17 protein-coding genes are annotated in these 20,730 nt (G+C 70.0%); 13 read left to right on the top strand and 4 right to left on the bottom strand.

What is annotated here, in order from left to right; translation table 11 throughout:
• The 3 genes from ABN273_RS01475 to ABN273_RS01465 all read right to left on the bottom strand — a co-directional run bounded on the left by ABN273_RS01475 (position 1) and on the right by ABN273_RS01465 (position 2,484).
• Positions 1–957, bottom strand: coding sequence for a lantibiotic dehydratase C-terminal domain-containing protein (locus ABN273_RS01475; protein ID WP_349446746.1), 957 nt, complete (start codon positions 955–957; stop codon positions 1–3).
• Positions 954–2,192: a coproporphyrinogen-III oxidase family protein gene (locus tag ABN273_RS01470; RefSeq protein WP_349446745.1), complete on the bottom strand. Its 1,239-nt coding sequence runs from the start codon at positions 2,190–2,192 to the stop codon at positions 954–956. The genes ABN273_RS01475 and ABN273_RS01470 overlap by 4 nt, the downstream gene beginning before the upstream one ends.
• A 142-nt stretch (positions 2,193–2,334) precedes the next feature.
• A complete protein-coding gene (locus ABN273_RS01465; RefSeq protein ID WP_349446744.1) occupies positions 2,335–2,484 on the bottom strand; it encodes a thiocillin/thiostrepton family thiazolyl peptide in 150 nt (49 codons plus the stop codon).
• Between the two features lie 341 nt (positions 2,485–2,825).
• Between ABN273_RS01465 and nocL the strand changes: the two genes are divergently transcribed.
• Genes nocL through ABN273_RS01410 form a run of 11 tightly spaced genes read left to right on the top strand, consistent with a single transcriptional unit; the run spans position 2,826 to position 17,660 of the window.
• On the top strand, positions 2,826–3,992 hold the full coding sequence (nocL, locus tag ABN273_RS01460) for a 3-methyl-2-indolic acid synthase (RefSeq protein WP_349446743.1): 1,167 nt from the start codon (positions 2,826–2,828) through the stop codon (positions 3,990–3,992).
• A 6-nt stretch (positions 3,993–3,998) separates the two neighbouring features.
• A complete protein-coding gene (locus ABN273_RS01455; protein ID WP_349446742.1) occupies positions 3,999–4,700 on the top strand; it encodes an alpha/beta fold hydrolase in 702 nt (233 codons plus the stop codon).
• Complete coding sequence (locus ABN273_RS01450) at positions 4,697–4,912, top strand: hypothetical protein (protein WP_349446741.1); 216 nt, start codon at positions 4,697–4,699, stop codon at positions 4,910–4,912. Before ABN273_RS01455 ends, ABN273_RS01450 begins: the two co-directional genes overlap by 4 nt.
• Entirely contained in the window at positions 4,882–6,168 is a 1,287-nt protein-coding gene (locus ABN273_RS01445; RefSeq protein ID WP_349446740.1) for an AMP-binding protein, read from the top strand. The genes ABN273_RS01450 and ABN273_RS01445 overlap by 31 nt, the downstream gene beginning before the upstream one ends.
• Before the next feature lie 2 nt (positions 6,169–6,170).
• Positions 6,171–7,943 (top strand): hypothetical protein, encoded by a 1,773-nt coding sequence (locus ABN273_RS01440; RefSeq protein WP_349446739.1) that lies wholly within the window; start codon positions 6,171–6,173, stop codon positions 7,941–7,943.
• Complete coding sequence (locus tag ABN273_RS01435; protein WP_349446738.1) at positions 7,940–9,775, top strand: TOMM precursor leader peptide-binding protein; 1,836 nt, start codon at positions 7,940–7,942, stop codon at positions 9,773–9,775. The genes ABN273_RS01440 and ABN273_RS01435 overlap by 4 nt, the downstream gene beginning before the upstream one ends.
• Positions 9,751–11,211 carry a nitroreductase family protein gene (locus ABN273_RS01430; protein ID WP_349446737.1) on the top strand — a complete coding sequence of 487 codons (1,461 nt, stop codon included), beginning with the start codon at positions 9,751–9,753 and terminating at the stop codon, positions 11,209–11,211. Before ABN273_RS01435 ends, ABN273_RS01430 begins: the two co-directional genes overlap by 25 nt.
• Entirely contained in the window at positions 11,208–13,805 is a 2,598-nt protein-coding gene (locus ABN273_RS01425; protein WP_349446736.1) for a lantibiotic dehydratase, read from the top strand. Before ABN273_RS01430 ends, ABN273_RS01425 begins: the two co-directional genes overlap by 4 nt.
• Positions 13,792–14,781, top strand: coding sequence for a thiopeptide-type bacteriocin biosynthesis protein (locus ABN273_RS01420; RefSeq protein WP_349446735.1), 990 nt, complete (start codon positions 13,792–13,794; stop codon positions 14,779–14,781). Before ABN273_RS01425 ends, ABN273_RS01420 begins: the two co-directional genes overlap by 14 nt.
• Positions 14,782–14,796: 15 nt before the next feature.
• Complete coding sequence (locus tag ABN273_RS01415; RefSeq protein WP_349446734.1) at positions 14,797–16,020, top strand: cytochrome P450; 1,224 nt, start codon at positions 14,797–14,799, stop codon at positions 16,018–16,020.
• Positions 16,020–17,660: a VOC family protein gene (locus ABN273_RS01410; RefSeq protein WP_349447168.1), complete on the top strand. Its 1,641-nt coding sequence runs from the start codon at positions 16,020–16,022 to the stop codon at positions 17,658–17,660. The genes ABN273_RS01415 and ABN273_RS01410 overlap by 1 nt, the downstream gene beginning before the upstream one ends.
• A gap of 268 nt (positions 17,661–17,928) precedes the next feature.
• Here the strand turns inward: ABN273_RS01410 and ABN273_RS01405 are convergent, their stop codons facing one another.
• Entirely contained in the window at positions 17,929–18,408 is a 480-nt protein-coding gene (locus ABN273_RS01405) for a hypothetical protein (protein ID WP_349446733.1), read from the bottom strand.
• A 60-nt stretch (positions 18,409–18,468) separates the two neighbouring features.
• On the opposite strand from ABN273_RS01405, the gene ABN273_RS01400 reads away from it, so the two are divergent.
• Both ABN273_RS01400 and ABN273_RS01395 read left to right on the top strand, forming a co-directional pair.
• A complete protein-coding gene (locus ABN273_RS01400) occupies positions 18,469–19,575 on the top strand; it encodes a cytochrome P450 (RefSeq protein WP_349446732.1) in 1,107 nt (368 codons plus the stop codon).
• Positions 19,575–20,717, top strand: coding sequence for a cytochrome P450 (locus tag ABN273_RS01395; protein WP_349446731.1), 1,143 nt, complete (start codon positions 19,575–19,577; stop codon positions 20,715–20,717). Before ABN273_RS01400 ends, ABN273_RS01395 begins: the two co-directional genes overlap by 1 nt.
• The last annotated feature ends 13 nt before the right edge of the window (positions 20,718–20,730 follow it).

The following is a 20,730-nucleotide window of genomic DNA, read 5'->3' as shown; positions in this document are numbered from 1 at the left end:
TCAAACCCCGTTGTCGGCGATCTTGCCGAGCACCGCCATGGCGTCCACATCGAAGATCAATTCGCAGGCCCTGCTCATCGCGTGACAGAGGAAGTAGCGTTCCACCAGGGTGACGCCCATGCCGTGCAGGCTGAGATAGAGCATGCTGGTGAGCAGCCGGCCGGCGAGAAAAGCCGGGTCGTTGCGGAGGAAGCGCTGCAGCTCCGCGGATGACCCGGCCGCCGTGTGGAAGGCGCTGCCCGCGAAGTCGTCCCGCTCCCTCAGTTGGTCATCCACGTAGGCGGTGTCCGCGGTGATGCCACCGGTCCTGATGTGCTCGGCGATGACGGGTTTGGTGTCGCGCGCAGCCCCGTACCACGCGCCGGCCTCGGCCGAGACCTCCGGCCCCGCCCCCTTGAGCTGCTGAAAGACGGCAAGGATCCGGTCCTGGATGGCGGAGCGGTTCGCTTCGAACCGTTCGTCCATCCGCACCCGTGTCAGCCCGGGATTCGCACTCGTCGCGAAGAACGCCTCGGCGTGCGAACGGAAGCTGAGGAAGCCCAGGGGGACCTCGAGGGGTATCCCGTCGATGCGCAGCGCGCCGCTGACGGCCATGAGGTGCGCGGCCATCAGGTCAAGCGCGGCAGCCAGCCGGTCGGACCGGTTGGCGGTCGATGCGCGGAGCAGGTCCAGGAGCGCGGGGCTGACCTCGGACAGGAACCTGCGCGTGACCGGAGCCAGGTGCGCGCCTTCGAACACCAGTCCGGTCACCGGATCGCCGGCAGGCGAGGAGGACTCCTTGAAGCCCGCCGTCCTCAGCCGGGCTCTGATCTCTTCACCCGGGTCCGGGACCTGGACTGCCACCGCGTTGTCCTTGCGCAGAAAGAATCCGGCGCCGGGCAGAGAGGCGACGACGTCGATCAGGACCCGGTCGTGGAGCGCCGCGGGCGCCTCCAGCTCGAACTCGACCCAGGTCATGCCAGCTCCGGCTGCGACATCGCCATCTCGAAGGCGAGCTCGATCAGGGTCAGGCCGGCGCTCTTGGGGTCCAGCCGGATGCCGCGCTCGTCCTCGACCAGGCCCCGGGTGCGCAGGAAGTCCACGAGCGGGGCGATGGCCGGACGGGTGAGCACCTCCCCCAGCTCGGTTCCCGTCGTGATCTGCCATTCCGTCCGCAGGATCCCGTCGAACATCGCCAGCCCGGCCTGCAGGAAGGAGACGAGCACCCGGTCCTGCCCGGCATCGACCGAGATGTCGAAGCCCGTCGGACGGGCGATGTAGTCGTGGAGACGCCCCTTCGTGTGCGAGAGGAAGCGCTTGTTCACCACGGAGATCGCGCCTGAGCCCAGGCCGACGGTGTCGGCGCGCAGCTGGAAGTACATGGCCGCGAACGGGGAGACCTTGCCGAAATAGCCCGAGGCGTATTCGCTGAGTCCCGACTCCTCGATACGCCGCCTGGCGACCGTGAACAGGATCTTCTGCCGCTTGAGGTACTCGCGTTTCTCCGCGGCATCCACCTTGCGACGCATGAAGGTGCCGGGCGTGGGACGGTAGGAATACAGGGACAGATGGCTGAGCGGCAACGCGAGGGCCCGTTCCACCGTGTGGTTGAGCTCGTCCAGTTCCTGGTCGGGGAAGCCGGACATGATGTCGATGGAGACCTCGTCGAAGCCGGCCTCGCGCGCCGCGTGGACCACCCGCTCGGCCTGGCCGGAATTGTGACGTCGGCCGAGCCGCCGCAGCCGGGTGTCGTCGAAGGACTGCACCCCGCTGGACACGCGGTTGAATCCGAGCTCTCGATAGAAGCGCAGCTTACGCTCGTCCAAGGTGTCGGGGCTGCACTCGATCGTCGCCTCCCTGACCGTGCTCAGGTCGAAGGACTCACGCAGCGCCGTCATGATCGCGGCCGACTCATCCTCGGTCAGGCTGCTCGCGGTGCCGCCGCCCCAGTACACCACGTACGGAACGTGGCTGCCGGCCGCCGCGAGCTCGGCCCCGCGGAGTTCGATTTCCGAGCAGAGGGCGCGAATGTAGTTCTGCCGCACCGAATCTTCCGGCTTACGCAGCAGATCAGCAGTCGGGATGGCCTGGACCCAGTCACAGAAGGTGCACTTGGAATGGCAGAACGGCACGTGGACGTAAATCATGAGCGCGCGCTGCTCTGGCGTGCTCGATGGCAGATCAAGCCGTTGCACGTCAACTGTCGCGGGCATTGTGGTCCTCCCAGCAGGCGCGTGTCAGAAATGTTGCAGCGCGCGAAGACGCCTCTTGCCCGGGGGCCGTTCAGGCCGAGAGGCGTCTTCGCAGTGGAGCTGTTTACTACTCAGTGGATGACCGCTCTACGGCGGTCCATGCTCAGGAGGAGCAGCTGCAGCAGCACTCGCAGGTCGTGCAGGAGGCTGACATGACCTTGGCGACGACCTCCCCGTCCTGCAGGTGGTTGTCGTTCAGGAACTCCGAGATCTCGAGCGCCTCAATGTTCAGGCTGGCCAGGTTGGAAGCCATGGAACACCTTCTTTCCCCTATTATTCCTCGGCGGCCCCGAGGGATGAAATTAATGAAGGAGCGGGTTGAGGTCAAGGAAATCGGGTGGACAAGCGCCATAGCAGCGCCAGAGAAGTGCTAGAAGAACCCTCAAAAGTCACTATAAAGCCACTAGAGAACCGCTCGTGCACCGCTCAGGAAAGTTGCGAAAATGCAGGTCGAGCACGTTTTCCGAATTGCCTTGAATTCCTTGTCATTGCTTTGCCGGGGCAGGTAGAAATGAGGCCGTGAGCCTGCGGTCGACGAATTTCCGTCGGCTCCCTTCATCGATCAGCGCCATTCCCTCTGGAAGGGGCCGCTCCATGACAGGATCGACCGATTTCGTGCTGCCCGAGCTGGCGGACATCCAGGCCGAAGCGAGCACGATCGACACTCGTGCCGTGCTGGCCGCGGCGGCGGACGAGGAACCGTCCCACTCCAGGCCGGCCATCGCCCTCGCACTGTGGCAGGACCGCGAGATCAGCACCGCGGAGTTGCAGGCCGCGGCCGAGCAGCGAGTCGCCACCCGGATGCCCCGGCTGCACACGTTCGTGCCGCTGTACACGACCAACCACTGTGACTCCGAGTGCAAGATGTGCTCGATGCGCAAGGGGAACGCGCGCCTGGAGCGCAAGTTCGCCGGCAAGCGCGAACTCGAGGAGCAGCTCGAGATCCTCTACCACCACGAGGGCGTACGCGGCGTCGGCTTCCTGACCGGCGAGTACGAGGACAAGTACGTTCGCCAGACCACCGCATTCCGCATCGGCTGGGCGATCCGCACCGCGCTGGACATGGGCTTCGAGCGGGTCTACTTCAACATCGGCAGCATGGAGCCGGACGAGATCGACGTGCTCGGCGACTGGATCGGCAAGGAAGAGCCGGTCACGATGTGCGTCTTCCAGGAGACCTACCACCGCGAGTCCTACCGCAAGTTCATGGGCAAGACCTCGATGGGCGTGCCCAAGGCCGACTACGACCGCCGGATCGTCTCCTTCGACCGCTGGCTGGACGCCGGTTACCGGTATGTCAACCCCGGCGTGCTCGTGGGGCTGCACGAGGAGGTGGAGCTGGAGATCGTCCGGCTGGTGGCGCACGGGGCCCACCTGCGCGAGCGCGGAGCTGTCGTCGACCTGTCCCTGCCCAGGATGCGGCCGGCGATGTCGTCCAAGGACACCACGCGGGTCAAGGACGACGACTACCTGCGGATGATGGCGGTCATCGCCTTCACCTGTCCCGAGCAGCGCCTGGTGCTGACCACCAGGGAGCCACAGGAGTTCCAGGACCAGGCGATCGGCCTGGCCGGCGTCATCAGCCCGGGCAGTCCGGACGTGGCGCCGTACCGCCGCGACGGTCAGGCGCGCAACGACGAGAAGAGCTCCCAGTTCCTCATCGCCGACCTGCGCAGGCCGCGGCACATCCTCAGCAGGATCGAGGAGCGCGGGACCAAGGTCGCCCACTTCGACGCCCCGGTCAACGCTCCCGTCGGCTGACCCGCCATGCTCCCCAAGCGTCCCGTCTACATCCTGCACGGTCTGCTCGGCACCGCATACGGACACTTCGGCCAGCAGATCAAGGCATGGGGGCAGGACCACAATCTGGTGCCCATCGATCTGCCGGGGCACGGGCGCTGCCCGCTCCATGCGAGCGAGGACTATTTCGACGACGCCTACGCCTACGTCCTGGCGTTGATGGAGCGTTTCGGCAGGGGGCGGCTCGTCGCCGCCTCCTACCTGGGCGGGCCGCTCGCGGTGCGATGCGCGGCCGAGCGGCCCGACCTGGTCTCCTCCCTGGTCCTCACCGGATTCGGCACAGGCATGGACAAAGAGGCGTTCCTTGGCCAGGTCGCGGGATTCCACCGGCTGACCAGGGACAACCCTGAGCTCGTCGCGGAGTTCGAGCGCCTGCACACCCCCCGCTGGAGAGACACGCTGGCCGCGTTCACCGCACACACGGCTCTGGCCTACGACGAATGGATAGGGGTGAGCGCGGAGCAACTCGGCAAGCTCAGCGTTCCGACCTTCATCATCAACGGGTCTCTCAAGTCGATCGAGCGTATCACCGCCGAGCAGGCGGCCGACTTCGGTGACCAGATCCGCGGCCTCGTGCTCGAAGGCGCGGGCCACATCGCCGGTCACGACGCTCCGGAGGCGTTCAACGCGGCGGTGCAGGCGTTCTGGACGGAGGACCCCGAACGGTGAAGCCGTTCCCCGACACCACGAAGGTCCGCCAGGACCTGCACGAGCTGCTCCAGGAGAGCGACCCGCAGCGTCCTCTGGACTCCCTGGAGACCGTCGTGGTCCTGAGCTACCTCGACAAGAACCGGCTGGACGTCGGCGCCGATGCCGTCGAACGCCCCCAGACGATCGAAGGGTGGGTTGCATGGGTCGCCCGGCATTCACCAGATTCCTGACGACAGACCGCGAAGGCTCGGTTCGCTGGGGCGAGCGGACCGCCTCCTGGCGCACGCTGCTGGCGCAGGGCCGGGAGCGTTCCCGCCAGGTGCGCCCGCAGGGCAGCTATCTCGTCGACCCCAGCATCGGCATGGAGGCGCTGATCTCCCTGTTCGCGGTGGCGACCGTGCCCGACACGATCTTGCTGTGGTCGGCGGCCGACGGCATCCCCCGTAAGGAGCTGGCCCCCGGTCTGTACGAAGTCGACTCGCCGCTGCCCGGGCCCATCGACCGGCCGATGTGGGGCGTGGCCACCTCCGGCAGCTCCGGTACGCCCAAACTGGCCATCGGCCACGCGGACGTGTGGGAACTGATCGCGCTCCACTACGAGAGCGCCATGTTCCGGCCGGCGTTCGGCGGCGGCACTCCCACGACGCTGGCCACGTGCCTGCCCCTGCAGTTCTCCGCGGCGTTCTTCATGACCGTCCTGCCCGCGATGTTCCTCCAGCGGGACCTGCTGATCTTCCCCGCGCACAACTGGCGCCCGGTCCAGCAGGTCGCGTCGGAGCACGAGGTGTTCGTCCTCGGCGTCCCCGCGCTCGCCGCCGCGGCGTGCCTGAACACCGACGAGCCGGTGGACATGTCCAGGGCGGCGCTGTTCCTCGGCGGCGGACACGTCAGCGAGAGCCGGGTCCGGCTCATCGAGCGGCACTTCACCGGGATCTCCATCGCCAACCTGTACGGCACGGCCGAGACCGGCGCGATCAGCGTGGACTACCGGCCGGGACACAACCGGCACGTCGGCCGGCCCATCCCCGGCAAGGCCGTCTGGCTCGAAGAGGTCAGCGAGCACGGGGTGGGCAAGGTCACGGTGGCCGCGCCCGACTGCTGCCAGTTCATCTGGACGCCTGGGCACGATCCCGTGCCCACCGCGGGCCGCGTGGCGAGCACCGACTACGGACGCTTCGACGACGAGGGCAACCTGTGCCTGGAGGGCCGGGTCGACGGAGGAGAGAAGCTGAGGGGGATCCTCGTCTACCCGCGTGCCATCGAGCGGCATCTCCTCACGCTGGACGGGGTGGCCGACGCCCGGGTGCTGGTCCAGCGGACCGAGGCCGGCCTGGAGCATCTGCTGGCGAAGGTGGTGGGCGAGGTCGCCGAGGCGGCGGTCCGTGAGCACTGCCTCGCGCTGGCGGAGATCGAACGCCCGACCCGCATCGAATGCGTCTCCGAACAGCAGGCCGCGACGGTCTACAGCGCCAACGGAAAGCTCTGAGCATGTTCAAGATCACCGCTGACGCCTTCTACGTACGGACCGAGGAAGGGGTGTGGCTGCGCAACAACACCGGCTCGTTCTCCGTCCGCGGCGCGGACAGCTACGAGCTGGTCCACACCCTGCTCACCGCCCTTGAGGAGGGACTCGACGCCGAGGAGATCCTGGAGCCGCTGCCGGACGGCGCCAAGCGCGCGGTGTCGCAGCTGATCGAGAAGCTTCAGGCCAATGGGTTCATCAAGAAGGTCGAGCACGCTCCCGAAGAGGTCCCCGAGTGGATGGCCGAACGGTACCAGGCACATCTGGCCTACCTGGACCATCACGCCGACCGGCCCGTCGCGCGGTTCCTCCGGGCCCGTTCCACCCCCGTCGCCTGCGTCGGCGAGGGCGCCGCGCTGCGTGCGGCGGTCGGCGCCCTGTCCGAGTTCGGCTTCGCGGACGTGCTGGTCGCCGGCGCCGCCGAGGACCTGGCGGAGCTCTCCGACCTGCTGGAGGAGGGGTGGCGGACACTCGCCATGGAAGAGGCAGGACTGAGCGCCGCGGCCCGGCATCCCGAAGTCAGGCGGGCCCAACAGGTCCTGCTGGCCGTGGACGGGGGCGACGCGGCCGATGTGGCCGACGCGCAGGAGCTGTTGTCATCCCGCGGGCAGAGCGTGGGCGTGCTGGGCCGGTGCGGCGAGTTCGTGACCTCGGTCTCCGACTGGTGCTGGGAGTGCGTGACGGGTTGGTTCTCCGCCCCCGTCACGGGCCAGCCGACCGGGCTCCCGCCTGCCGCGGCCCCCGCCACCATCGCCGCGCTCCACCTGGTTCAGAACGCCTTCACCCGGGCCGCCGAGGTCGTGCTGGGGGGCCGCGACACCATCACCTCCGTCGAACCGCTCGCCCCCGTGGTGCGCTCACACGCCAGGCGGCGCCACCCCGGCTGCCGCCGGCACGAGTACGGCGCGCCGCGCGAGGCGGGCGACCTGGAGTCGCTCGACGGGGAACTGGTCAGGCCCGACATACCCGCCTCCCACGATCCCGAAGAGCTGGTCGCGATCAATGACCGGATCGTCACGGTGACCACCTCGTGGCTGGACCGGGTCACCGGCCCCTTCCTGGCCCTGGGCGAGGAGGACGAGCAGCAGCTGCCGCTGGCCGCCAGCGCGTGCCGCGTCTCCGACGGGAATGTCGCCAGGGACGTGGTGTGCCGGGCGATCTCGGCGCGCGAGGCACGCAACCAGGTGGCGCTGCTCGCGCTGGAGTGGCTGGCGGGACGGTACGGGGAGGCGTCATCCGCCCCCGAGTGGCCGGGGAAGGCGTACTTCGGCGCCGGATGGACCCCGGCGGAGGCCGCCTACCGCGCGTTGCTTGCCGCCTCCGCGGCCCTGGACGGTGACGTACGCGTCTGGGAGCCCGCCGCCCAACCGGCAGAGGCCACCGTGCGTCGCTTCCTCGCCGGCACCCTGCGCGACGGCGGCCGCCCGTGGTCGGCGACGGCTGTGGAGCGGCTGCCCACCGGGCTGTTCTCCGCACACGTGCGCACGGGCGACGCGACCGCACGGGGCCTGGGCGTCGACGAGGAGCACGCCGTGGACAACGCGCTGCTGCGGGCCGTGGCGGAGGAGGAGGCCGGGCACCTCGCACCACCGACGGCGACTTGGGGTGACGTGGTCGCCGCCATCGCCAAGCAGGCGGACCTCCGCGGCCTGCGCGTCCTGGATGCCGGGGCCCTGCTGCCCTTCCTCGACGGCCGGGCACACCTGATCGCGGTCGTGCCCGCTGGGGAGGCCGGATGAGCGTGCAGGGAACGGGACTGCTCGCCGATCACCTCGCCCGCGAGCTGGACACGGACGCCACGGTCATGGTGGCCGAGCTGGGCGATCTCACGCCGCTGCTGGCGGAGTCGACGCGAGACGGCCGCCCGGTGTGCTTCGTCGGCACCTGGCGCTCCACCGTCTACGTGGGCCCCATCTGGCGGCCGGGCACCGCGGGCTGCCCGATGTGCCTGGTCAGCAGGGTGGCCAACTCCGCCTACGGCCCGGACAGGTCAGGAGATGACTTCAGCCGGCCGGCACGATCGGGACGTGGCGCGTCCGTGCTCGGGCCGGGCCTGTTCCACCAGATCCTGCTCGGCGTCCGCGGCGGGCTGGCCGGCCAGTTGCTGGACGACGGGCAGGTCCTGGTGGTGGACGGCTCGGCGGGCACCGCCGAGCTCCAGGTCCTGCTTCCCGACTCGACCTGTCCCACCTGCGGCGAAACCGGCGCGGGCAGCCTGCCGGAGCTGACCGGCGATCCCTTGCCCAAGAGCGACCCGGGCACGCTGCGCGTCAGGCGGATCGACCCCGACATGATCACGCGGGACTACCTCTTCCCAGGCCTCGGCCTGTTCAAGGAGCTCAAGCAGGACCTGCAGAGTCCGTTCGGCGCCTGCTCGGTCGAGCTGCCCACCCAATGGGGCCGGCGGGAGCCCGCGATCGGCCGGGCCACGACCTACCGCGACAGCCGGGCCATCGCCGTGCTCGAAGGCCTGGAACGCTACGCCGGGCTGCACAGGGGCGGCGGGCGGCGGACGGTCCGCGCCAGCTACGCGGAGCTCGCCGATCGTGCGCTCAACCCCCTGGAGCTGGGCGTTCACCCGGAGGAGTGCTACCGGAGCGAGGGGTTCAGGTATCGCGAGTTCCACCCCGACACCGTGGTGGACTGGGTGGAGGCCTACTCGTTCGAGCGGGACGGCCCGGTCCTGGTGCCGGAACGGGCGGCGTTCTGGGGGCCCAGGCACGATGGCGAGACCTCCTTCTTCTACGACACCTCCAACGGCTGCGCCCTGGGCTCCTCCGTGGCGGAAGCGGTCCTGCACGGCCTGCGAGAGGTCGCCGAGCGCGACTCGTTCCTGCTCACCTGGTACAGGCGGCTGGCCGTGCCGGAGGTCGATCTGACCGAGGTCACCGGACCGCTGGGTGACCTGCTGCGTAAGGCGAGCCTGTTCACCGGCTTCGACCTGCGCGCCTTCGCCACCACGATGGAGTACGGCATGCCGTCCTTCTGGCTGCTGGCGGAGAACCGCACCGGCCGGGGACCGGCGACCTTCGCGGGATCGGGCGCCCACCCCGATCCCGTCCAGGCGCTCATCGGTGGCCTGCACGAGCTCGTCGGCATCATCCTGGCGACCCGGCACTCCTACGAGGAGCGCAGGCCGGAGGCGCTGCGCATGCTGGAGGACCCGGCGCTGATCCGGCGGATGGAGGACCATTCGCTGGTCGCCGCGCTGCCCGAGGCGCGGGACCGCTTCGCGTTCCTGCAGCAGCGGGAGCGGATCCCCCTGGAGGAGGTCTGCGCGACGATCCGCCGGGACGAACCCGATCTGCGCGCGGACCTCGACGTCGCGGTGGGCGGGCTGCGCGAGGCCGGCATGGACGTGCTGGTCGTCGACCAGACCATGCCGGAGCTGCGGCGCAACGGACTCACCTGCGTACGGGTGCTCGTCCCCGGCCTGGTGCCGATGACCTTCGGACACCGCAACAGGCGCACCCGCCGCCTGCCCCGGCTGACGGAGGGCGCCGGTCTGCCCTACCCCGGCCGGCTGGAACCGGACGAGGAGGTGGGATGCGTTCCCCATCCGTTCCCCTGACCTTCACCGCGGACGAGGCCCACGAGCATCTCACCGCCCTCCTGCGCGAGCCCACCTCGGTGAACCCGCCGGACTGGCGGGTCGACTGGGCCGACGGTCCCTGGCCGATCAAGGTGTACGCACGAGGAGAGCGCGTGCCGCTGAGGCCGGGACGGCTGAGCAGGCTGCTCAACCTGAGCCTGGCCGTGACCCGCGTCCGCTTCGCCCCGGGCGGGCTCGCGCCGACGCCCTCCGGCCGCAGCACCGCGCCCCAGGGCCCGCGGCTGGTCATGCGCCGGCCCATCCCGTCCGGCGGCTCGATGTACCCGACCGAGTGCTACGTGCTCGAGTCCGGCTCTCGCGCCTGGCACTACGACCCCTACCGTCACGAGCTCACCGGCCTGGGGCGGCCGGAGGCGGCGAGCGCGCTCCGGCGCTCGCTGGGACTGGACGACCGCGCCCTCCTGCCCACGACGGTGCTCATCCTGACCAGCCGGTTCTGGAAGAACTTCTACAAGTACGGGGGGTTCGCGTACCGGCTGGGCACGATCGACGCCGGAGTGGCCCTGGGCAGGCTGGTCACGCTGGGCCGGGCCGAATACGGCGCGGTGGACGTGCGTACCGAGTTCGCCGACGCCGTGCTCAACGACGGCCTCGGGCTGGACGGCCGCGATGAGAGCGCCTACGCCGTGATCGGACTGGGCCCGGCCCAGGCCTCGCCCGCCACCGCCGTGAACCAGGAGCGGCCTCCCGTCCTGATCGAGCGCTCCCGGCGGATCAAGAGGTCGCCGGTGTTCGAGGCGATCCAGGCGGCGGCGCGGCGGCGGGAGCCGCCGAGCCCGAAGGACTTCAGCGAGGAGAGCGCGGGCCGGTCCGCCGCTCCGCCGCCGGCCGACATGGTGCGGCGCACCTCGAACGGCAGCCTGTTCAACGGCCGGACCGCGGGCCGGGCGGCGCTGCTGACCGTGTTGCTGCGGGCGGAGCAGGCGCTGGAGCAGCTGCGGGCCGTCAGCGACGTGCCGGACCTGGTGACGCTGCACTGCGCCGTCCGCGCGGTCGAGGAGGTGGCCCCCGGGTGGTACCACTACCGCCAGGGGCGCCTCACGCTCGCCGAGGACGGCGACCCCGCACACGAGCTGCAGCGGGCGGTGTTCGCCGACAACATCAACGTCGAGCTGGCCGCGTTCACCGTGCACATCGCCGCGCCCGCAGACGTCCGGCCGCTCGGCGGCGCGCGGGCCCACCGGCAGCTGCAGCTGGGTGTGGGCGTGGCCGTCGATGCTCTGACGCTGGCGGCGACGAGTGCCGGACTCGGCAGCCACACCCTGCTCGGCTTCGACGTGAACCGCGTGGCCGAGCACTACGACCTGCCGGATGACCGGGCCGTACAGGCACAGGTATGCGCCGGGCCGACACGGCGCACCGTCACGTGGGAGATCTCGGTGACCCAGCGATGAACAGATTCAGTCCATATGTCCTGTTCCGCAGGGGCACCCTGGGGATTTCCGCCCTTGACGGTCTGGTCCCCGTCCGGACCTGGGCGCTGCTGGAGCAGGCCGAACACGTCAGGACCCGCCGTGCCGCGGTCGGCGAGCGGCTCGCCGACGAGCTCTACCAGGTGATCCCCTCGATGCCCGCCGAGGACCGTCGTGAGCTCCTCCGGATGCGCAGGGACCTGCACAACGGCCGCCGTCCGCGCGTCCGGCTCGACCACGGGAGGCTGCCCGGGCACTGCCGGGACCTGCTGGCCGAGTGGGAGCGGGAGCACGAGGCGGAGGCGGCGCTCCTGGCCGAGGTCGAGGAGACGCTGGCGGCCGAGTCGGAGGCCGCGCGGAAGACGCTCGCCGAGGTGGCCAGGGACGAGAACATGCAGCGGGGCATCCAGATGTCCGGCGAGGACGTCTACCGCGAGGTCATGGCCTACGCCGCCGACCCGCTCGGCTACGGGCGCAAGCCCAGCAAGCGCCGGCGCGTGGAGAGCACGATCACCAGCTACGCCTACCGGGTGGTCTTCAAGCCCTCGCCCTTCGGCGCGTTCACGGAGATCGGAGCGGGACCGTGGGAGTCGGCCACCGGCACGGGTGCGGACCGGCGCCGATCTCTGGTGCGGTTGAGCACCGGGTTGCTGGCCTGGATGGCACATCGGCTCCACCTGACGGAGGGTTGGCAGGACCTGCTCAAGGTGCGGCTGAACAACAGCCTGCGCACCGACGGCGAGCGCGCGGTCTTCATCCGGAGGCCGCTGGAGGGCGAGGAGGACGTCTTCTCCTTCGCCCAGGACCAGGTCGTCAACGCAAAGGAGACGGATCTCGTACGGCTGCTGGTCGAGACCCTCGGCGCGGGCGAGGTGACTCAGCGGGCGCTGTGCGAGCGGCTCGTCGAGGCCGGGCTCACCCCCGAGCAGGCCACCACGACGATCGATCAGCTCGTCCGGCTGGGCCTGTGCCACCGCGGCATCGGATTGCCCGACCAGACGATCGGGTTCGCCGGCGAAGTGGCCGCGCTGTTGAGGCAGGCGGGCAGCGCGTTGGCCGAGACCTTCGAGTCGCTGCAGCGGATCGAGGACTCGTTCGGCCGGGCCACGGCCGAAGAGCGCGCCGGACTCCTGGCCGAACTGCGTGACCTGGTGCGTAACTACGCCGCCACCCTCGGCTGCCGGGCACCCGGCGAGGAGGCGCTGCGTGCCGTCGTCTACGAGGACGTCGGCACCGGATCGGCTCCGGCCGTCTGGCAGCCGGACCTGCTGGAGGCCAATGGCGAACACCTGGAGTTGTTCCAGCGGATCCTGCCCGTCCTCGACAGCTCGACTCTGGAGAAGGAGTCGCTCTACCGCTTCTTCACCGAGCGGTATCAGGGACAGGCGGACCTCATCGACTTCTACGCGGCATTCGCCGCGCTGCCACCCCAGCAGGCGGGCGAGCTCATGAGCGGCGTCGGCTCCCCCAAGGCACGTCAGGTTCTGCACCTGCGCCAACGCTTCTTCGACCTGCTGGACGACGATCCCGCCCGCGAAGAGGTCAGGATCGATCCCGACCGGCTGCGTGCCTTCGCCGACGAAGTCACGGCCGTGCTCCCGCCCTGGCGGTCGGCCGCGTACCGGGTGCAGTTCAGCCGTACGGCGGGACGCCGCCTGGCCGTCGTCAACGGGGTCACGACGGGTCACGGTGTGTTCTTCTCGCGTTACTGCCATCTGCTCGCCGAGCCGGGCGGCTGGGATCTCGGGGAAGAGCTGGCCCGGACGATCGCCGAGACCAACCCGCACCAGGTCGACCTCAACGCTGTGCTCGCGTTGAACTTCAATCTGCATCCCCGGCTGACGGATCTTGAACTCGTCTATCCCGGCGCGATCGCGCGCGATGACGGCCGGCCCTCACTCACCCTCGGCGACGTCGCCGTGCGGGCCGATGCGACGACGAGGCGCCTGCGCCTGGTCTCCAAGATCGACGGCGAGACGCTTGACCTGGTCCCGCTCAACTTCCTCTATCCCGCGGCCGCGCCGCCGCTCTATCGCTTCCTGTGCGCCTTCGCGCCGTCAAGGACCTACCGGGGCGGGCTGTGGGAGCAGCGCGACCGGTTCGGCCCGCCGACCGGCCGGCCCCGGGTGGTGCTCGGCGATCTCGTACTCGACCGGCGTTCGTGGTGCGTCCCCTTGGCTGAGGTGCCCGCGCTCGACGGGCTCGAACGCGGGGAGCCGGCGGCGCTCGATCGCTTCGACCGCTGGCGGCGCCAGGCGGGCATCCCGCGCTACGGCTTCTTCCGGATCCTGCGGCCGGTCAAGCCGCCGGTCGAGCCCGGCGACTTCCTGGAGGAGACCAGGCGCTGGGCCCTTGAGGCCAGGAGCGCGCGACTGCACAAACCGCACTTCCTGGACGCCCGGCAACCGCTCCTGCTGCACGTGCTCGCGAAGCAGGCCACCGCGGCGCCCGGCGGCACGCTCGTGATCCACGAGTGCCTGCCCGCCCTGGCCGAGTACGGCCAGGGCGGGCCGCACAGCGCCGAGGAGTTCTTCATCGAATACACGCTGGGAGGAGCAGGCCATGTCATCGGGTGAGTGGCACGCGCTGCACGTGTACAGGCACGAGCGCCAGGACGAACTCCTGGTCGACGGGCTGGCGCCCGCGCTGACCTCCATCGAGGACTTCTTCTTCCTGCGCTACTGGCAGGGCGGCCCGCACATCCGGGTCCGGGTGAAGCTCGACGCCGACATCGCCGAGCCGGCGCTCGACCGGCTCTCCGAGCGGCTGGCCGGCTTCCTGGCCTCCCGGCCCGTCGCCGATTTCGACGTCGAGGGATTCCGCCAGGCCCAGGCCACCATGGCTGAGCTGGAGAGCGCCGACACCGAGGAGGTCTACCCCGGCGACACCATCCGCCGCGTGCCGTACGAGCCGGAATATGACAAGTACGGCGGTCCCGAAGGAGTGGCGATCGCCGAGCGGCTGTTCGCCGCGAGCAGCAGGATCGTGCTGGATCTGCTTCGCGACGTCGGCGGCAGATCACCGGCCCGCCTGGGCACCGGCCTGTCCATGATGGTCCGCGGGCTGTGCGCCGCGGGCTTCACCGCAGAGGCGATGGCCGGCTTCTTCGCCCATTACTGCGTCCTGTGGTCGCCCTACGTCTTCACCCGGTTCCTGGAGGCCTGGCCTGACCTGCTGAAGGAGCGCCACGACGCGACGCGCGCGCACGTGGAGACCTTGCTCTCGCACGCCGCGGAGCTGCGCGGCGATCCGTTCGGCGCCGCGGTCGCCACCGCGTGGGCCGGCGTGACGGACGCGGCGGAGGTCGTCCTGCCCCAGGTCGTACTGGCCGGGGCCGACGCGTCGAGAGAGCGCCGCGAGCGCGTGCTCATGGCGAGCTACCTGCACACCCACAACAACCGGCTGGGGCTCATCCCGGAACAGGAGGCGTTCCTCGGCTTCCTGGGACACCACGTGCTCAGCGAGTGTGCCGGCCGGCCGCCGGTGAGCGACCTGATCGAGAGCGTCCGCAGGCACCGCGAGTCCCGCCTGGGCGCGTACGCGAGCTACTGACCAGTGGAGGTTGACATGGATGTGACGGCCAAGACCTACCCCTTCCAACGGCACCGCCCCTTCGACATGCCGGAGGAGTTCGGCTGGCTCCGGTCGAACGCCCCGGTGAGCCAGGTGAAGCTGGCCAGCGGGGACCCCGCCTGGCTGGTGACCAGGTACGAGGACGTGCGGGCCGCGCTCGCCGACCCGAGGTTCAGCCGCACGATCAACAGAGAGGGCGCGGCCCGGGTCAACACCGGCTTCAACGTGGGCAGATCCAGCCCGGTCTTCAACTTCGGCGGCTCGATCTCCATGCCTCCCGGACACACGCGCTGGCGGCGCATCGTGAACAAGGCCTTCACCCAGCGCCAGGCAGACGGGATGCGGGAGAGCATCGCGGCGCACGCCGACGAGGTCCTGGAGGACCTGGCGGCCAAGGGCGCGCCGGCCGACCTCATGGCCGACTACGCCTATCTGCTGCCGATCCGGGTCATCTGCGACCTGCTGGGGATCCCGCGGGACGGACATGACGAGTTCATCGCCTTGGCCAGCAAGCTGACCCGCCGCGACTTCAAGACGGGACACGCGGCCTTCGGCGAGGCGCTGCAGGGCATCGGCCGGTACGCGGCCACGCTGATCTCCCGCAAGCGCCGCAACCGCGGCGACGACCTCCTCAGCACGCTCATCGATCTGCACGACGAGGACGAGAGCACCCTGACGAACGAGGAGCTCGTGTCCACCGTGATCCTGCTGCTCACCGCAGGTTACGAGAGCACGGCGGTGCAGTTCGGCAACGCCTTCTTCGCCCTGTTCCACAATCCCGGGCAGTTGGAGCGGCTGAAGAGCGAGCCGGAGCTGATCGAGACGGCGGTCGAGGAGATTCTCCGGTACGCGCAGATGGGCACCGGCTTCGCGGTGGCGAAGTTCGCCACCACGGACATCGAGCTGTCCGGGACCACGATCCCTGAGGGCTCGACGGTCTTCATCTCGCTGGGCTCGGCCAACCGGGACGAGGAGCTGTTCGGCTCCGACTCCGAGGTGCTGGACCTGGGGCGGCGCTCGGCCCAGCGGCAACTCGCCTTCAGCGCGGGCCCGCACTACTGCCTGGGCGCGGCCCTCGCCCGGGTCGAGCTCCAGGAGGGGATCTCCCGGCTCCTGGCCCGTTTCCCCGGGCTGCGGCCCGCCGGCTCGTTGGAGGACGTCGTACTGGCCAGCAACCTGTTCACCTACTACCCCCGCGAGCTGATGGTCGCCTGGTGATGGACGGGATTCGCTGGGACTCCGCGCGTAACCGCCTGATGGTGCTCTCCCCCGAGCTCGCCGAGGTCGCGCTGAAGGATCCGCACATCGTCACCGGGGTGAGCCACGGCCGTGGCGAGGGCGCCGGGCGGCTGCCGCGGGAAGGCGAGGCGCCCGATGTGGCCGGCTTCTTCGAGATGTGGTACACGGTGGGCGACGACTATGCGCGCTTCAACAGTGAGCTCCGCAAGGCTTTCACCACGCGGGCTGTGGAGCGGTTCGCCGACGGTATGGCCAGGCTGGCCGACTCGCGTCTGGACGGGCTCCCGGGCGAGGGCGATCTCGCGGCCGACTACCTCGGCCCGTACATCATGGACAGCACCTTCCTGCTGCTGGGCGTGCCGGAAGAGGAGTGGCCGCGGCTCGCCAAGGTCTCCCAACTGGTCATCCACCTGTTCAAACAGCAGCTTCGCGGCTACACGGAACCTTCCGAGAAGGAGCGGTCCGCGTTCGCCATCGCGATGACCTATCTCAAGGCGCTGACCGACGAGCTCCTGGCCGGGCCCGCCGACACCCCCTTCGTGCAGGCGGCGAGAAGGCTGGTGCGGGCGGAGGACGGGAACTGGCCGATCGCCGCGCTGATCGGCCAGCTGCTGATGGCGGGCATCGAACCGATGATCACGGGAGCGAGCGTGACCTGCCGGCGGATCTGGTCCGATCCGGACCTGCTGGCCGGGCTGCGCACGGGCGCCCTCGATCCGGGGGAGGTGGCCGAGGAGGTCATGCGGCACCACCCGCCGTTCGGGAACATCTTCCGTTTCGTCGCCGAACCCTGTGACTGCCTCGGCGTGCCGCTCTCGCCCGGCACGGTCCTCGCCATCGACGTCGCCGCGATCAACCAGGAGCGCGTGCCTCCTCGCCCCCTCGGCCAGGGCTGCCCGCTGCGCTCCAGCGACGTGCTGACTTTCGGCAAGGGCCTCCACTACTGCCTGGGCGCCAACAGCGCCCGGCTGCAGATCTCCATCGCCGTCCGCCGGCTCGTGACCGCCGAGCCCGCGATCGCCGTCGAGGCGGACCGGATGGTCATCGACACGATGAACAACCTCAAAGAAGTGCGCTCCCTCCCCTACGTGAAAGGAGGGCCGATGAGCCACGCCAACCACCCCAGCCACCAGGGACAGCCGACCGGCGTGGACCCGGACGAGATCCCGGACATGCCCAACTTCGCCATCCTCGTGGTCAGCGACCTGAGCAAGTCGCTGGAGTGGTACGTCGACGGCCTGGGCTTCTGGGTCGAGAAGCAGGTGGAAGGCCCCGACGGGCAGCTCGCGGTGGTTCACCTGCGTCGCGCACAGTATCGGGACATGCTGCTGCGCCCTGCCAGGGAGCCGCTGGCGGGGCCGCTCGGGCGCGGCGTCCGCCTCAGTTTCACGGTCAACGCCGAGACCGAGGCGTCCATGCGGGAGATCGCCGAGCGGCTGGAGAAGCTGCCCCAAGGCACCGTCAAGGGCCCGCTGGCGACTCCGTGGAACACGGTGGACGTCGAGGCGACCGATCCCGACGGGTACGTGGTCGTGCTGACCACGGTCGCCGACCGGGCGCGGACCTGGACCGAGCTGAAGGAAAGCGTCCGCGCGTCCGATGGGGGCGCCGGGGCATGACCGCCAAGTCATCCAAGCTGGTCTCGGCCACGTACGACGCGGTCTACATGGCTCAGCAGGGTTGGCGGGTTACCGGTGTCGACCTCTCGCCCGAAGCCATCAAGAAGGCGGCTTCCTGCCGGGAGACCGCCGCGGCGCTGGCCGGCGGAGGCGGCCCCGTCGATCTGGTGGGCGACTACGCCAAGCCCGTCGTCACCGGCCTGCTGGCCGGCCTGATGGGGGTGAGCCCGCAGGAACTGCCCGTCTTCAGCGCCTGGGTGGACAGCGGCTACGAGCAGGACCTCGACGAGGAACGGCGGCGCGCCATCGCTGCGGACATCCGCCGGCTGTTCGCCCAGCGTGCCGTGGACCGGCTGCGGGAGCCGAAGGACGACTTCCTGGGGTATCTCGCCGCCAACCCCATGCGGGAAGACCTCAGGCGCCATCTGGAGTCCGTGCTCGGCGCGGCGCTGATGATCTCGATGGTGCCCCACCAGGGGCTCGTGCTGAGCTTCTCCACCCTGGCCAACGCCCTGCTCACCCGGCCGGACCAGTACGCGCTCCTGCGCAAGGAGAGCGACCTGGTGCCGCGGGCCGTCGAGGAGGGACTGCGGTACGACTCCTCCACCCAGGCACTGGGCCGGCTGGTCAGGGAGGAGGCCACGATCGGCGCCGCCCGCGTGCCGGCCGGAAGCCTGCTGGTGCTCATGGTCGGGTCGGCCAACCGGGACGAGCGGCAGTGGCCGGACGTCGCCACCTTCGACGTCACCAGGCGAGTTCATGACGAGAGGATTCACCATTGCCCGCAGAACTGCGGAGGCCGTGAGCGATGGCGCTGCCCGATGGGCTGGAGTGGGACCAGGAAACCCGGCAGTGGCTGGTGCGCACGCAGGCGCTCGCGGACATCGTGCTGCGAGATCCACACGTCGGCACGCTGCCCGCCAACGGGGTCGCGGACACCGATCACACGGACGAGGTCCCGTCCGTGTCGCGGTTCTTCAATCTGTGGTATCTGCGCGGGGCCAATCACCCCGAAGTCTCCCCAGAGCTCCGCAGGGTCTACAACGCCGGTCCGCTGGCCGGCTTCCGCCCGGTCCTCGGCAAGATTGCCGCCGAAAGGCGTGCCCGGCTGCTCGGCAGCGGGAATCTGGTCGAGGATTTCGTGGCGCCCTACTGCCTGGACAGCACCTTCGCCCTCATGGGCTTCGCCGAGGAGGACTGGGCGACGCTGGCCAAGGTCTACCACGTGCTCATGTTCGCCGTTCGGAAGCGATTCCGCGGCGAGCGGGAGCTGGGGGAACGGGCCGGGCAGGCGTTCGAGAGCGCCCTGGTGTTCCTGCGGTCCGCCCTCGGCCGAGCGCAGGACGTGCCCCTCATGAAGGTCCTGCGCGCGCCCGCCGCGTATCCGTGGGCGGAGGTCGCCCTCATCGGTCAGCTGCTGGCGGCCGGGGTACCCCAGGTGACGACCGGCCTCGCTGTCGGCTGCCACGCGCTGCTCGGCCGGCCCGAGGTGCTGGACACGGTCACGCGGGGCGAGGTCGCGGTCGAGCAGGTGGCCGAGGAGGCGATGCGGATCCATCCGCCCTTCCTGACGATCCATGGCTGGACCACCGAGGACTGCGACTGCCTCGGCGTACGGCTCGAGCCCGGCACCGCGATCGTGGTGGACGTCCAAGCCGTCAACAACGACCCCGCCGGCGTGGCCGACCCGGAGAGCTTCTGCCCGGCCCGCGGCAGGACCACCACGTTCACCTTCGGCAAGGGCGCGCACTATTGCCTCGGCGCGACCAGCGCCCGCTATCAGATCGCGGAGGCGCTCGGCGCGCTGGCGGCCGACCCTCTCCGCGTCGACGCCGCGGCGATGCGGGTCACCAGCGACCCCTTCTCCCAGACGGTCAGCGGATTGCCCTACACGCAGTACCACGGGAGGACTTGATGCGTTCTTATCCGTTCGCCAGGAAATGCCCCTTCGAGCTGCCAGAGGAGTTCGTGTGGCTGCGCCGCAACGCGCCGGTCAGCCAGGTGGCCTTGCGGAACGGCGCCACCGCCTGGCTGGTGACCCGCCACGACGACGTGCGCCAGGTCTTCGCCGACGAGCGCTTCAGCCGCCGGGAGGACCGCGAGCGGGCCGCCGGCGACGGGCCGTTCGACTTCGGCCTGTCCATCGCCGACCCGGAGGCGCACCTGCGCTGGCGGCGCACGGTCGGGGCCGTCTTCAGCCCGGGACAGGCCGAGACCATGCGAGGTCCCATCGGCGAGCTGGTCGAGGACGTGCTCGACGAGATGGCGGGGCTGCCCGCGCCCGTGGACCTGATGGCGGCGTTCGCCTTCAACCTGCCGCTCAAGGTCATCCTGCGGCTGTTCCGGGTGCCGCCTGACCTGCGGCCGGGATTCGAGTCCTGGGCCCGCGCGCTGCGGGGAGCGGGAGCGTCCATGGCCGCCTTCGGCGAGGCGATGCGGCACCTGCACGGCGCCGCGTCCGAACTGGTCGCGCGAGTCGACGAGGGTCCGCTCGCCGACCTGCGGCAGGCCGGGCTGTCCGAGAAGGAACGGTGCACCACCGTCATGCTCATGACCGTCGCCGGCTACGAGACCGCGGCCGTCCAGTTCGGCAACGGGTTCCTGGCGCTGTTCCAGCATCCGGATGAGCTGGCGAAGCTGGCCAAGGATCCCGCGCTCATCGTGCCGGCGGTGGAGGAGATCCTCCGCTACGCCCAGTCCGGGACCGGGTTCGCCGGCAAGACGTACACCACCGCCGACGTCGAGCTGGGCGGAGTCACCATTCCGGCCGGCTCCGCCGTACTGATCTCGGTCGACTCCGCCGGCCGTGACGAGGCGCACCTCGAACGGCCGGAGGAGTTCGACCTCAGCCGCGGCGCGGCCCGGCACCACCTGAGCTTCGGTTACGGACGGCACTTCTGCCTGGGCGCCCCGCTGGCGCGGGTGGAGCTGCAGGAGGGCTTCGGGCGGCTGCTGGCGCGATGGCCGGGCCTCGCCCCGGCCGTGGACGTCGGGCAGGTGCCGATGAACGCCAATCTTTTCAACCAGTACCCGCGCGAGCTGTTGGTCACGTGGTAGGGAGACAGAGTCC

It is taken from the genome of Nonomuraea sp. B19D2 (genome assembly GCF_040137845.1).
Lineage (GTDB): Bacteria > Actinomycetota > Actinomycetes > Streptosporangiales > Streptosporangiaceae > Nonomuraea.
The sequence above is the reverse complement of the archived record's forward strand: the minus strand, read 5'-3'. Positions and strand labels throughout refer to the sequence as shown.

Excerpts from the sequence above, each read along its gene's own strand:
- ABN273_RS01425 (WP_349446736.1), top strand. The coding sequence starts at position 11,208 with ATGAACAGATTCAGTCCATATGTCCTGTTCCGCAGGGGCACCCTGGGG.
- ABN273_RS01415 (WP_349446734.1), top strand. The coding sequence starts at position 14,797 with ATGGATGTGACGGCCAAGACCTACCCCTTCCAACGGCACCGCCCCTTC.
- ABN273_RS01440 (WP_349446739.1), top strand. The coding sequence starts at position 6,171 with ATGTTCAAGATCACCGCTGACGCCTTCTACGTACGGACCGAGGAAGGG.
- ABN273_RS01465 (WP_349446744.1), bottom strand. The coding sequence starts at position 2,484 with ATGGCTTCCAACCTGGCCAGCCTGAACATTGAGGCGCTCGAGATCTCG.
- ABN273_RS01420 (WP_349446735.1), top strand. The coding sequence starts at position 13,792 with ATGTCATCGGGTGAGTGGCACGCGCTGCACGTGTACAGGCACGAGCGC.
- ABN273_RS01470 (WP_349446745.1), bottom strand. The coding sequence starts at position 2,192 with ATGCCCGCGACAGTTGACGTGCAACGGCTTGATCTGCCATCGAGCACG.
- nocL (WP_349446743.1), top strand. The coding sequence starts at position 2,826 with ATGACAGGATCGACCGATTTCGTGCTGCCCGAGCTGGCGGACATCCAG.
- ABN273_RS01475 (WP_349446746.1), bottom strand. The coding sequence starts at position 957 with ATGACCTGGGTCGAGTTCGAGCTGGAGGCGCCCGCGGCGCTCCACGAC.
- ABN273_RS01435 (WP_349446738.1), top strand. The coding sequence starts at position 7,940 with ATGAGCGTGCAGGGAACGGGACTGCTCGCCGATCACCTCGCCCGCGAG.
- ABN273_RS01430 (WP_349446737.1), top strand. The coding sequence starts at position 9,751 with ATGCGTTCCCCATCCGTTCCCCTGACCTTCACCGCGGACGAGGCCCAC.
- ABN273_RS01400 (WP_349446732.1), top strand. The coding sequence starts at position 18,469 with ATGGCGCTGCCCGATGGGCTGGAGTGGGACCAGGAAACCCGGCAGTGG.
- ABN273_RS01455 (WP_349446742.1), top strand. The coding sequence starts at position 3,999 with ATGCTCCCCAAGCGTCCCGTCTACATCCTGCACGGTCTGCTCGGCACC.
- ABN273_RS01410 (WP_349447168.1), top strand. The coding sequence starts at position 16,020 with ATGGACGGGATTCGCTGGGACTCCGCGCGTAACCGCCTGATGGTGCTC.
- ABN273_RS01445 (WP_349446740.1), top strand. The coding sequence starts at position 4,882 with ATGGGTCGCCCGGCATTCACCAGATTCCTGACGACAGACCGCGAAGGC.
- ABN273_RS01395 (WP_349446731.1), top strand. The coding sequence starts at position 19,575 with ATGCGTTCTTATCCGTTCGCCAGGAAATGCCCCTTCGAGCTGCCAGAG.